At 45.6% G+C, this 13,369-nt stretch carries 10 protein-coding genes; 7 read left to right on the top strand and 3 right to left on the bottom strand.

Translation table 11 applies throughout. From position 1 onward, the window contains the following. Positions 1-50 precede the first annotated feature (50 nt). Positions 51-1,217 carry a FecR family protein gene (locus tag AAHN97_RS28240; protein WP_343305412.1) on the bottom strand — a complete coding sequence of 389 codons (1,167 nt, stop codon included), beginning with the start codon at positions 1,215-1,217 and terminating at the stop codon, positions 51-53. Positions 1,218-1,315: 98 nt separating this feature from the next. On the opposite strand from AAHN97_RS28240, the gene AAHN97_RS28235 reads away from it, so the two are divergent. From AAHN97_RS28235 to AAHN97_RS28225, 3 genes are all read left to right on the top strand, one after another. Continuing rightward, positions 1,316-1,849 (top strand): gluconate 2-dehydrogenase subunit 3 family protein, encoded by a 534-nt coding sequence (locus AAHN97_RS28235; RefSeq protein ID WP_343305411.1) that lies wholly within the window; start codon positions 1,316-1,318, stop codon positions 1,847-1,849. A 14-nt stretch (positions 1,850-1,863) separates the two neighbouring features. After that, the gene (locus tag AAHN97_RS28230; protein WP_343305410.1) at positions 1,864-3,579 is read left to right on the top strand and encodes a GMC family oxidoreductase; all 1,716 of its coding nucleotides are present in this window, start codon (positions 1,864-1,866) and stop codon (positions 3,577-3,579) included. A gap of 69 nt (positions 3,580-3,648) precedes the next feature. Continuing rightward, positions 3,649-4,557, top strand: coding sequence for an alpha-1,2-fucosyltransferase (locus AAHN97_RS28225; RefSeq protein WP_343305409.1), 909 nt, complete (start codon positions 3,649-3,651; stop codon positions 4,555-4,557). On the opposite strand, the gene AAHN97_RS28220 is transcribed toward AAHN97_RS28225, so the two are convergent. Further along, positions 4,552-5,406 carry an NAD(P)-dependent oxidoreductase gene (locus tag AAHN97_RS28220; protein ID WP_343305408.1) on the bottom strand — a complete coding sequence of 285 codons (855 nt, stop codon included), beginning with the start codon at positions 5,404-5,406 and terminating at the stop codon, positions 4,552-4,554. The genes AAHN97_RS28225 and AAHN97_RS28220 overlap by 6 nt on opposite strands. A 10-nt stretch (positions 5,407-5,416) precedes the next feature. Then, on the bottom strand, positions 5,417-6,742 hold the full coding sequence (locus tag AAHN97_RS28215) for a hypothetical protein (RefSeq protein ID WP_343305407.1): 1,326 nt from the start codon (positions 6,740-6,742) through the stop codon (positions 5,417-5,419). Positions 6,743-6,865: 123 nt separating this feature from the next. Between AAHN97_RS28215 and AAHN97_RS28210 the strand changes: the two genes are divergently transcribed. From AAHN97_RS28210 to AAHN97_RS28195, 4 genes are all read left to right on the top strand, one after another. Continuing rightward, complete coding sequence (locus tag AAHN97_RS28210) at positions 6,866-8,002, top strand: hypothetical protein (RefSeq protein ID WP_343305406.1); 1,137 nt, start codon at positions 6,866-6,868, stop codon at positions 8,000-8,002. A 461-nt stretch (positions 8,003-8,463) separates the two neighbouring features. Then, positions 8,464-11,625 carry a TonB-dependent receptor gene (locus tag AAHN97_RS28205; RefSeq protein ID WP_343305405.1) on the top strand — a complete coding sequence of 1,054 codons (3,162 nt, stop codon included), beginning with the start codon at positions 8,464-8,466 and terminating at the stop codon, positions 11,623-11,625. A gap of 92 nt (positions 11,626-11,717) precedes the next feature. Next, positions 11,718-12,290, top strand: a complete 573-nt coding sequence (locus AAHN97_RS28200; RefSeq protein ID WP_343305404.1) for an RNA polymerase sigma factor — start codon at positions 11,718-11,720, stop codon at positions 12,288-12,290. Between the two features lie 80 nt (positions 12,291-12,370). Next, positions 12,371-13,345 (top strand): FecR family protein, encoded by a 975-nt coding sequence (locus tag AAHN97_RS28195; protein WP_343305402.1) that lies wholly within the window; start codon positions 12,371-12,373, stop codon positions 13,343-13,345. Positions 13,346-13,369 lie beyond the last annotated feature (24 nt).

The following is a 13,369-nucleotide window of genomic DNA, read 5'->3' as shown; positions in this document are numbered from 1 at the left end:
CGTAATTTTTAAGTACTCGTAAAAACATTTGATTTGCCTGCGTGTATTAACTATGGTGTTACAACTATCTTTTTCCCTTCGATCCTGAAATGCACATTGCTCAGTTCAAGTATCTTCAATACATCCTGAATATCACTGCCTCTTGCTATTTTGCCGCCGAACTCCCTGTCAGGTACATTCCCCTCATACGTGATCTCAGCATCATACCAACGCCCTACCTGACGCATCACAGCCTCCAGTGATGCATGGTTAAAATGGAAATAGCCATTTTTCCAGGCAACCACGCCTTCCAAATCCACATCGTCGCTGACAGACATCCTGCCTGCTGTATTTAACGCTGCCTGCTGCCCCGGTTTCAACTGAACTGTCTGTGTGCCTTTATTTACCTTCACCGCACCTTGCAGCAGGGTAGTTTGTATATTCATTTCATCGTCATAGGCCATGATATTGAAATCAGTACCTAATACCTGTACCATCATCCCTTTCACAGCCACTTTAAACGGCTGGCCGGGATTTTGGGCTATTTCAAAATAGGCCTCTCCGGTTAACTGTACTTCTCTTTCCTTACCGATGAAAGCAGTAGGAAATCGCAAAGAAGAAGCTGCATTCAGCCATACTTTGGACCCATCGGGCAAAATAATCCTGAACTGCCCTCCTCTTGGAGTAGCCAGTGTATTATAACGTATCTCTCCTTCAGCTTTTTCCCGTGCAGCATTGTAAGCCAGCTGGCCACTATCCAGCTTAATCACCTGCACATTGCCCTGATGAGCAATGGCACCATTTTCCGTAGTGTCCAGCGTAATTTGCGAACCATCTGCCAGTGTGAGTACCGCTTTATTACCACCAGGCATTACCCGCTCATGTGCAGTTCCACTCAAAAGCTGCCCCCCCGGAGTAGCGGGTTTCAAAAAGTAGATCAGCCCGGTTACAGCAAAAGCAAGGAGTGCTGCCGCTGCTGCATATGGGAGTATCTTTCTGATGCCGGAAGGTTTCTTTGCCTGCTTGCCTGCCATAATAGATTGACGGACAGCTTCCATACGCGCAGGGTCAGAAAGGCCATGAACCGTTTTATTATGCAATAAAGTGCTGAGGGCAGCCTCCCATTGCTGCCGCATAGCATCATCCTGCAGGGAATCCAGCAACCGGGAGACTTCCTCCTGACTGAGGTCCTCGCTGAGGAACTTTTCCAGTAATGCGTTAAATGTTTTTTGGTCCATAACAATATAAAGACGCATAACTATTCCAATAGGAGGTGCCGGAATAAAAAAAATTACCGAATCTTTAGTATTTTACCCGTCAAGCTAAAGTAAATCTGATGGATAAATTAATCAAGAGAAGGGCGGCCATCCGCAATTTATTGATCATAGCGGGAGGGGCGATGGTACTTCCGGCCTGTTACAGGAACTCCGGGAAAGCCAGTATAGCCTTGCAGAACCTCACCATCAGCGAAGACGAGGAAAACCTGCTGGCTGAATTAACAGAAACACTTATTCCTGAAACAACCACCCCCGGTGCGAAGTCGCTCAAACTACACCTCTTTGTATTAAAGATGGTAGACGACTGCTACACGGCAGATAATCAAAAGCTGTTCGTGGAAGGACTGAAAGGATTTAACGACCACTTCTCAAAACAGGCCGGTACTTCCTTTGCCGATGCTTCCCCGGAAAAAAGGCAGGAAGTATTAAAGAGTATCCAGGACATTAAGCAAAAAGACGATCCCGTTAAAAAATTCTACGACATCACGAAAAGCAAAACCATACAGGGATACCTCAGTTCCAAATACGTGATGACCAATATTGTAAAATACGAATTAGTGCCCGGCAGGTATAACGGTTATTTCCCGGCATAAAAACAAATACAGTTATGGCAAACCTTACAATAGATAGTGTAAAAGAACGCACCTTTGATGTGATCGTTATCGGTTCCGGTGCCAGTGGCGGATGGGCAGCCAAAGAGTTTACGGAAAAAGGATTGAAAACACTGGTGCTGGAACGTGGCCGCCCGGTGGAACATGTGAAGGACTATCCCACTACCAACATGTTCCCCTACGAATTTGAACACCGTAATGAGATCCCGCGGAAAGAACAGGAGGAAAATCCTATCGTCAACCGCTGTTATGCTTATCATGAGGACACCCGGCATTTTTTTGTAAAAGATGCGGAACATCCCTACGTACAAGAGAAACCCTTCGACTGGATCAGGGGTTACCAGGTAGGTGGTAAATCACTGCTTTGGGCAAGGCAAACACAACGCTGGAGCGATTTTGATTTTGAAGGCCCTGCCCGCGATGAATTCGCAGTGGACTGGCCTATCCGTTATAAAGACATTGCACCCTGGTACAGTTATGTTGAACGTTTTGCCGGTATTTCCGGGAATAAAGACGGCCTGGCAGAACTACCGGATGGTGAATTCCTTCCCGCTTTTCCCCTCAATGCGGCAGAAGATCATTTCAAAAATGCACTGAAAGCAAAATTCCCCAACCGGTATTTGATCAGTGCCCGCTGTGCGCATCTTTCCAAACCCAACCAGATCCATTTTGATCAGGGACGGGTGCAATGCCAGAACCGGGTCCTTTGCCAGCGCGGCTGCCCCTTCGGTGGATATTTCAGCAGCAATGCCTCTACCCTTCCCTGGGCACAGAAAACAGGCAACCTTACTTTACGGCCTTTTTCTGTGGTACACTCCATTATATATGATGAAGGAAAAGGAAAGGCTACCGGCGTGAAAGTGATAGATACCAATACAAAAGAAGAAATAGACTTTTTTGCCAGAGTTGTTTTCGTGAATGCCTCGGCTCTCAATACCAATCTCATTCTGCTCAACTCTACATCCAACAGGTTCCCGCAGGGACTGGGTAATGATAACGGCTTAATGGGTAAGTATGTGGCCTTCCATAATTACAGCGCTACCATCAGCGCAGAATACAACGGACTGCTGGAATATAAAACTGACGGAAGGAATCCGGCGGGAGGTGGTTACATCCCCCGCTTCCGGAATGTATTCAAACAGGAAACAGATTTCCTGCGTGGTTATGCCGCCGCATTCAGCGCAAGGCGTGCAGAATCCCGCAATTCCAAAGGAGTAGGAGAAGAATTAAAGAACAGCCTCGTGAAACCAGAATTAGGACCATGGCAGGTAGGCTCACATATGATGGGCGAAACCATTCCTAAAGAAAATAATTATGTGCGGCTGGATAAAAGCCAGAAAGATGCATGGGGCGTACCCCTGATCAGTGTGAAGGTTGAGTATGATGAAAACGACCGGCAGATCAGAAAGGATTATTACGAACAGATGCGCGAAATGTTTGAAGCCGCCGGATTCACCAATATAAAAACACGCGATACAGATCGTAACCCCGGATTGGATATCCATGAAATGGGCGGCGTACGCATGGGCCACGATCCCAAAACATCTTTATTGAATGGCTGGCATCAGCTGCATGCCTGTAAGAATGTATTTGTGACAGATGGCGCCTGCATGACCTCAACAGGTACGCAGAACCCAACACTCACTTATATGGCTTTCACTGCCAGGGCTGCAGATTATGCGATGAACGAAATGAAAAAACAAAACCTATAAAACACTATAAAAAAAGCTGCCACCCGGCAGCTTTTTTATTTTTAGCCCTCACCCAACTTTTGCATGATCATGCCCCGTCTTATTGTAAGTATGATCATTGTAAAACTCATGGGCGGATTAGGCAACCAAATGTTCCAATACGCGCTGGGAAAAGCTTTGAGCCTGCATCACGAAACCACGCTCAAACTGGACCTCAGCTGGCTGCTGGATCATTCTGCCAAACGCGAAACCGGCTTTGTACATCGTAATTTTGACCTGGATATATTCCGTATACACGTTCCCGTTGCAGCACCGGAAGAAGTGAAACGGATCCGCAACGAGTGGCTGCCTGTTAAACGGGCAGACCTGCTGGTAAAAAAAATACTCAGCATCCCGCAAACCAATATCCGGGAACCTTATTTTCATTATACGCCGGCCGTATTTAATGCAGGCCCTGATGCTTACCTGGATGGGTTCTGGCAATCGGAAAAATATTTCAGGCAATACGCAGCTGTGATCCGTAAGGATTTCGATTTCGTGCATCCTATCGGCCCGCAAGCCATCCCGCTGATGGAAAGTATCCGGCTAAGTGAAGCAGTATGTGTAAACGTACGGCGAAAAGAATATGTGAACAATCCTTATCATGGTGCTATGGATGTGGATTATTACATGCGTGCAGAAAAATATATTCGGGAGAAAGTAAAAGACCCGCACTTATATATCTTCTCAGATGATATCACCTGGTGCGAAGCCAACCTGCATTTTCAATCTCCCGCCACTTTCGTTCCTTTAACATATGCCGGGGAAAAATACAGGGATATCTTCAGGATGATGATCACCTGCAAACACTTCATTATCCCTAACAGCAGCTTTGGCTGGTGGGCTGCATGGTTATCTCAGAACGAAGGCAAACAGGTAGTGGCGCCCTTACAATGGTTTGCCAGTTTAGGCCCTAAAGACACACAAGACCTGTTGCCCGAAAGCTGGGTACGTTTATGATACGGCGTTCTTTGCAATCACCGTCCAATCACTGTTACCGAAACCTTTTTCTATCCAGCGGTCCATCTCAGCTGCAATAGCAGGTATTACAGCCAATGTTCCATTGCTATTTTCCACCGTGTTCATAAACAGCTGCGTATCCTTCCTCGCCATGTTCAATTCCCAGGAAGCCTTATCATATTCTCCGCTGCTCATACGCTGAAGGCGGGTAGGCAACATTTGTGCAGGATTCCAGATATCAAACAGTGACCCGATATCCTGCGCGGAAATATGCAATGCTTTACCAAGAGATAAAGTATCCGCCAATCCTGCTGCAAAGGTTACGAGGAAACAATTACCAACTAATTTCATCCCTGCAGCCTTTCCTTCTTCGGACCCGAAATTGATCAGCTTCCCCGTCATCTTATCCAGTAATGGTTTTACTTTTTCAATCACTGCCTGATCTCCTGATACCAGCATGTAACCACTCCCTTCTCTTGCATTGGCAGGTCCCATAAATACGGGCGCATGCAGATAGGTAAATCCTTTTTCTTTCCATTCCTTTGTACGCTGTATAGCGCCCTCAGCAGAAGTAGTGGTATGATCAATGATCACTGCACCAGCTTTCAGACCCGGAACAGCTGCTGCCAATACCTGGTTTACACTGGTATCGTCCTTCACAGCAATATGTATATGATCTGCCCCTTTTACAGCATCTGCTGCTGCCGTAAATGCTTTGGCACCTGCTGCTTCCAGCGCTGTTGCTTTCTCCGGGCTCCTGTTCCATACCTGTACCTCCACACCTTTATCCAACAGGGCCTTCACGAAATTTGTTCCTAACAGTCCCATACCTAAAAATGCTCTTACCATATCTTTATTATTAAAGTTTAATTATACGATCACCTTTTGTGAAACGGGTATCCTTCACTGCAGCCGTTCCCTGGAAGCGGTATTGAAGTCCTACTATATCAGTGGGTTCCGCAGAAAAAGTAAGCGAGTACGCCTTTTCTCCATTCACGAAGAAATTCACCTGTTTATTTTTTGCTTCCACTTTAAGCTTTACCCACTGGCTCAGATCACAACCAAATCCGGAGAGGTTGGCATTACTGCTCTTCGCAACTGCCCCGGCAGCTACAAGCACAAGATCTCCTACACAACCTTTTGCACAAAGCGGGATCATGATCATATCATTTTTACAATGGATCAATACCTCTACCCGCTGGCAGGCAGCTGTTCCTCCACGATACGCGCTTTTTAAGCTTGTTTCAAGCGTGAAATTATCATTCTTTATGCCCAGGTCCTGTATGTTATAAATACGCAACGCAGGAGGGGAAGGTTGTAAAGGAAGATGATATGCGGCAAGCAATGCTTCGTCAACCACTATCGCGCTATCTTTTTCGCATTCTTCTTTTTTGAAGTAAACCGGCACACCACTTTCCTGTTCTGCCAATGCAAGCCAGCCATCCGAAGCCACCATCAGATCATGTTCTTTCACGATCTGCTCACCAATGATCAGTTTTGCCCGGAAATATCCGGGTGTATAATAAATAGTAGAATACTCTTTCTGATCAGCCGGTACGGTAACCTTCCGCCTGATGTCCCAGGACTGTGAAATGGATGCCTTTTCATTACCAGCGGCCGTAGCATCATAAGTAAAGATCACGGAGTTAGGCACCCCCTTGGTTACGGTTGTATTACTCCTGAATTGATAGTCCTCTTTATTAATGCGGATGGTAGTATTCGATAAGAATAAGAGATACAGTATAATCACCAATGGCAGCAATACCGCAAGCCCATACTCCCATTTCCGGCGGCGGGGTTTCTTTTTCTCAGATGTTCCGGCTGCTGCCGATGCAGTGCCTTCCGCTATCTCTGCCATTCCAGCTCCCGCTGCAACTTCCGGCCTTTCAGAAACCTCAGGAGCAACTGCTTTCTCCTGCCGCTTAAATTCCCGCCAATCCTCATACCCTGCAAACTGTGCCAGGGTATTCAAAGTTGTAGTAGCCGGGATATTATCATACTTCAGCTTACCCCACAATCTTTTCAATGTAGTCACACTGAGCGTTACACCCGTAGCCTCCCGGATGGTTTCACTGAGTTTTTCAAAATCATAACTTGTCCAGTCATGACTGTCTCCCCAGCCCAAACGAGCCTCGGCCAATGCCAGGCACTTTTTTATATAGTTTATCTCAAGACTGTTATTCATTTTAAATGAAGATGTTATGAGCTTGCAGCTACTTGCACGAACTTGGCGCTCCTTTGAATGACTATCAATTTACTTATTATTCACATTTGCTGTACCTATCCAGTTAAAATTTAAAAACAGGTCATGACAAAAACAGCAATTGTTCTCATCCCGGTTCTTTTTGCCTTTATGGCAACAGCCCAACAGAAAAAGAAACAACAGCAGGAGATCAAAGTTCCCCTCACTGCTGAAAACTGGGCATTCAAACCCGGCGCCGTTGAATTTACCACGCACAGATCAGTACCCGCCATGAAACTCCTGAGCGGCCAGGATTCAGTAATTCTGAAAACCATGGATTTCACGGATGGCACGATTGAATATGATATAGAACTGTTTGAGCAAAAGTTTACGTCTTTTTTCTTCAGGTGGAACAGTGCAAAGGAAACAGAATGTTTTTATTTCCGTCCCGCAAAATCAGGAAAAGGAGATGCTGTTCAATACGCTCCTTTTATAGATGGTGTTAACCTTTGGGATATGCTTTTCCATTACCAGGCGCCGGCCTCTTTTGAAACAGGGAAATGGAATCATGTAAAACTCGTGATCTCCGGCAAGCAGATGCGCGCTTATGTAAATAACGATAAATGGCCCTGCCTTTTAATACCAAGGCTTGAAGGCAACAGCCTGCATGGCACCCTGGCGTTCGATGGCCCGGCCGAGGTGATCATCTCCAACCTGGTCGTAAAACCCGGCCAAACGGAAGATCTTTCACCGGAGGAAGGACCAGACCTCACGGATCATGATACCCGTTATATCCGCAGATGGCAGATCAGCCCACCCGTTGCAGCACCCAAAAGGTTTGAATTCAATGACGAGTATTTTAAAAAGAAAGATGCCAGCAGCTGGGATACGATCTGGGCAGAACGCAGAGGCTTGGTCAATATCACCCGTAAATATGGCGGCCCTCCTTTTCTCTCCCGCAGGCTGGTTTGGCTCAAAACCAATGTACATTCAGCGACCGCACAAACCAGGAAACTGAACCTGGGTATAAGTGATGAGGTCTGGATCTTCGCAAACGGAAAATTCATTGGCACCGACCAGAACATCTATGGCCATCCCCTGATGAAACAACCACAGGGCCGCTGTGCCGTTGAAAATACCTCTATGCCCATCCCTTTGGTTCAGGGAGATAATGAAATAATGATCGCCGTAGCATGTGATTTCTATGGCTGGGGAATTATAGCCCAATGGGACAAAGATGAAGACCTGACCCTGAACAAGTAAAAACTCCTTCCGCCATGCATACACAAGGGCTGCCCGTGGGCAGCCCTTGACTTTATAGTAAGATTCCTGGCCCCATCCATGGGATTTCCTATATCATTCCTATATCCCAGTTCCAGCATTCCTATATCGTTCCTATAGCATTCCTATATCCAAACGATATAGGAATGCAGGTAGAATGATATAGGAATGAGCCTTCAGCGATATAGGGATATAGGAATATAGCGCCATCAAGCCAAAACAGAGGCCGTCTTCACAAGTAAAGGCGGTCTTTTCGTTTTGGTAAACCTGGCTTTCCAAACATTCCATTTTAAAGACTTAACAATTTCTTTTTATTGCATTTAATTACATTTATTATTACTTTTAGTTACGAAAGTGTATCAAATTAATGTTATCATTCCACTGAACAAGACAATTTCACGTTTCCGCTTTCTATTTTGTACCCTTTAATAATCCATTACTTTATGAGATCCTACTTAAAACTCTTGCTATTCCTGCTTTGCTTTGTGGCCCTCCGGTCGCAGGCGCAAACCACACAGGCTTCCATCTATGGGGTTGTTTCAGATGAAAACAAACAGCTCATCCCCGGCGCTTCTGTGATGGTAAAAAATCAATCCACCGGCTTTACTTCCCGCACTGTCACCAATTCAAAAGGGGAATACAATATCCGGGAATTGCCACTGGGTGGCCCTTATATTGTAACGGTAACTTATGTTGGTTATGCAGACCAGCAGGAAAAAGGCAGTTTTCTCAGCCAGGGGGATGCCACCCGTGTAAATGTGGTTATGAAAGTTTCCGCAGTGACCATGAATGAAGTAAAAGTGGTAGGCAATTCGCTCCGCAACAAAACGGAAAACTTTGGGGCCGCAACCACCGTTACTGCCCGAGACATTTCCAAACTGCCGGTAAATGGCCGGAACTTCACTACCCTGATAGACCTCTCCCCGCTTAGCCGTGGCAGCAATTTATCAGGCCAGCTGGCTTCTTCCACCAACTTCACTATTGATGGTACCACAGCCAGGAACCCTACTTCCGGTGGAGGTTCCAACAGCCGCACAGGTGCTCCGTATATCATATCCATGGAAGCCATCCGTGAATTTAAAGTGGTCACCAATCAATACGACGTAACCTATGGCCGCAGTGGCGGAGGTACCGTAAGCACCGTAACAAAAGCTGGTACCAATACTTTCACCGGCTCTGCTTTTATGTTCAGCCGGGCAGACTGGCTCTCCAGTCCTAATGATATCCGTGGGGTTAAAAGAACCAATGATTTCTCTACCAATCAATTTGGCTTCTCCCTGGGAGGCCCTATCATCAAAGATAAAGCGCACTTCTTCCTTACCTGGGACCGCCAGGCAGATGCACGTCCATTGCAATTAGCAGACATCCGCACGCCTGATGACGAAAAGCGCCTGAACATTACACAATCCACACTGGACCAGTTCCAGCAGATAGCCCGCAGTAAATATGGCGTATCTAATGCACCGCAGTTTGGTTCTTTTGACAAGAAAAGAAGTACGGATGCAGTGTTTGCCCGTATCGACTGGCAGCTGAATGAAAAGAACCTCCTCACGATCCGGAATAACTTTATCAATGACCGCAACTTCCAGGGCCGCGATGATAATACTGCCATCAATATGTACGAAGTATATGGCGATGCCAATACCTTTAATAATAGCCTCCTTGCCACCCTGCGTACCGTATTGAATCCCCGGGTGACCAATGAGCTGAAGCTGCAGCACCTTTATACTTTTGAAGAAAGTGTACCCAATAAACAATTGCCCAAACAAAACATCCCGCGTGCTATTGTTGAAAGGGTACAATCTACCATCAACAGCAACAATGTATTTACTTCTATTCAGTTAGGAGGGCAGCGTTATTCGCCGGAACACTTCTACAATAACATCGTGCAACTGGTAGATAACGTATACTTCAATACCAACAAAGCTAATTTCACCTTTGGTACAGACATCATGTACAGCCATTTGAATTCACTGTACGGCAGTGAAATGAATGGCCGTTTTTATTTCACCGGTATGACCAATTTCGATAACAAAACACCTTACCGTTATGCCCGTGAAATAGCTCTTGCTGAAGATCCCAGTCTTAATCAGAATATCCTGAACGCCGGCCTTTATGCGCAGATGCAAACCCGCCTTGGCCGTGGCCTGGAAATGATCCTTGGATTACGTGCGGATTATACCACTTACATGAACAAAGCCAATTTCAATCAAACTGTATATGATCAGTTAGGCGTACGCACAGATAATCCACTGAATACATTCCAGGTGCAACCACGTATACAGTTCAACTGGGATATCAATGAAAAACACACAGATTACCTTCGCCTCGGCGCAGGGATCTTTGGATCTGATATCAACAACTATGCAATGATCAATAACATGTTGTTTGATGGGACCAAAGTACTCTCTGTTGATATCACAGGAAACAATGTACCAGTACCGGATTTTGTTGAATACAGGAAAGATCCTTCTAAAGCTCCCGGTAAGGAATTGTTCGACCAGTTAGGTCTTGCACGCATCGGTACAATAAATACCAATGCAAAGGACGCGCGCATCCCGGTATTATATAAAGCCAACATTTCCTACAATCACCTCTTCTCCGATCGCCTGAAAGCAGGTATCACCTTCTTCACCAGCATTGCCCGGAATAACTATATGTATGTGGACAGAAATATGGTGGATCAGCCATACTTCCGCCTGCCCAATGAAGGAAACCGCGCAGTGTATGTTCCTGCCGCAACAATCAACCCCACCAATGGTGTGGCTGACTGGACGCAGGGAAGAAAAAGCACACAGGTAGGCCGGGTACTGGAATTGAATGCCGGTGGTAAAGTGAACCAGTATGCTTTTGTAGTGGATGCGAACTGGCGTTATTTCAGAGATGGTGAAGTCACCTTCAGCTATACCTGGAATGATGCAAAAGACAACACCTCTTATAATGGAGACGTTGCCAATACCGCCACCCTCTCACTCATGGTAAAAGAAGATCCCCGTAACCTGAGCCTCATGAGTTATTCAGATAACCAGTTCCGTCATAAAGTAGTGTTCTATGGTACACTGCCCAGCTGGAAAGGTTTCAGCGTTGGTGTAAGGTATTCCGGACTGGGTGGTACCCGCTACTCCCTGGCAGTGAATGGTAATGTGAATGGAGACTTTGTAAACTCCAACGATCTGGCTTATATATTTGATGTAAATAATCCGGCCGTAGCTGAAAAATACCGCACCGGTATTAACAACATCCTGAACAATCCCAGTGTAGATAACAGCCTGAAAGATTACATCCGAAAAAGCATGGGCACCGTTGCTGAACGGAATGCTGGTATCAATGGCTTCTATGGTATCTGGGACCTTCGGATCGGTAAAAAATTCAATATTTACAAAAGCCACAACATTGAGATCTCCGGCGATCTCTTTAACATAGCCAACCTCCTGAATAAGGGTTGGGGTACTAACAAATCCCTCGGAAAACAGAATATCTATTCACTCGGTGGATTCGATGCAGCCACCACCGCCTATAATTATAATGTGAATGTGAATACCGGCGTAGTAACGCCATCCGGTAATCCCTGGCAGATACAGTTTGGTATACGTTATGGATTTTAAAAATGAAAAAGGCTCCGCAAACCGGGGCCTTTTTTAATTCACAATTTTATAATATCACTCTGAACGCGGTTCACTGTAGTTTTACCCGCGAAATGGACACGCCATATTTTGGAGAATGTTTATCAGATCAGATCGATCTGAGTGGTTTTGATGCCTTATATCATCAATATCACCAGGCCGTGTATGCCAATATATGGAAGATCGTGAAACAGCGTGAAGCGGCTGAAGATATACTGCAGGAAGTTTTCCTGGCTCTCTGGGAAAACCGTGTAAAGCTGCAGCCCGCCAAAGTTGCCGGCTGGTTGTTTGTTACCAGTTTCAACAAATCCCTCAAATACCTTAAGCAAAAAGAAAGACAACAGGTACCCCTCAACACCACAGACATCTACCCTGAAGAACCCATCAGCGAAGAGTTATACACCTTCCGTTTATCCATCGTGGAAGAAGCAGTGAACCATCTGCCGGACCGGAAAAAAGAAGTGTTCAGGCTCTGCCGCTACGAAGGAAAATCATATGATGAAGTAGCAAACATCCTGGGTATTTCCGTTACTTCCGTAAAGGATTATCTCAAACAATCTACCCGTTTTATTAAAGATTATATCTCTCACCACCAGGCGGAAGTCCTTGCTACCGGCGCATCTCTGCTATTTTTCTATCTCAGCTGACGCACATAACAATTTCGTAACACCAAACGGCATCCCCTTTTCTGCAGTTCAGGGTATTTATCTCGAAACCACAGAACAGCATGGCATTAAAAAAGAACGAACGAAGGGAGAAAGCCCGCTTAAAGCAGGAATTTGAAGACTTCCTTCAATCCGGCGATCCTATGCTTCCTCCGGAAAAGTCAGCACTACTGCTGGAAAAACTGCATAATACTATCACTGAGAGAGAAAATACTTCCAGTCGTGTTTTTAAGATCTCAGCAAAATGGACAGCCGCCGCAGCCATGATACTATGTATTGGTGGTGCCATGTGGCTTCATTATAACACAGGTAAAAAAACCACACCGGTTATCGCCACTGTTGAAAAAAAGAAAGATCCGCTCATCGTTGAATCCAACAAGAGCGATAGTGTCCGGCGTCTTGTATTGTCAGACAGTTCCGTTGTAAAATTAGCACAGGGAAGCTCCATCAGCTATTACGCCTCATTTGATACCGGCAGGCGCGATATAAGGCTTTCAGGAAAGGCCATTTTTGAAGTAAAGAAAAATGCGGCGAGGCCCTTCACCGTATATGCAGGAAATATCAGTACCACTGTATTAGGTACCCGCTTTATGATGAATACATTGCTGCAGAATAAAGTAAGCGTAAGACTATTTGAAGGGAAAGTGGTGATCCGTTCCGCTGTAGGAAATTTCGGTATGAAGGATGTATACCTGAAGCCCGGAGAACAATTTGTGATGGACAACCGCTCCAGGCAGTTCACCGTGAAGTCTTTCAAAGAGATCAAAAATATTCCGTTGCCGGTTCAGGTAACAGACACCACCAGCATATCACTCGAATTCAATCAGGAGCCACTGGAAAAAGTATTGGCTAGCATAGGGAAACAATATAATGTAACATTCAAATTCAGCGATGACAGCGTTAACAACATGCTGATAACAGGTAAACTCCTGCCATCTGATTCATTAGACGTAGTGCTTTCAATGCTGGGGAACATCAATGGGCTGGCATTTAAAAAAGTGGACAACAATAAGATAGAAGTAACCAGGATTCAATAAGAAAAAAAATTAACCCCTTTAAAA

The sequence above is a fragment of the Chitinophaga niabensis genome (assembly GCF_039545795.1).
GTDB lineage: Bacteria > Bacteroidota > Bacteroidia > Chitinophagales > Chitinophagaceae > Chitinophaga > Chitinophaga niabensis_B.
Note: the sequence above shows the minus strand (reverse complement) of the source record. Positions and strands in the feature narration are given on the sequence as shown.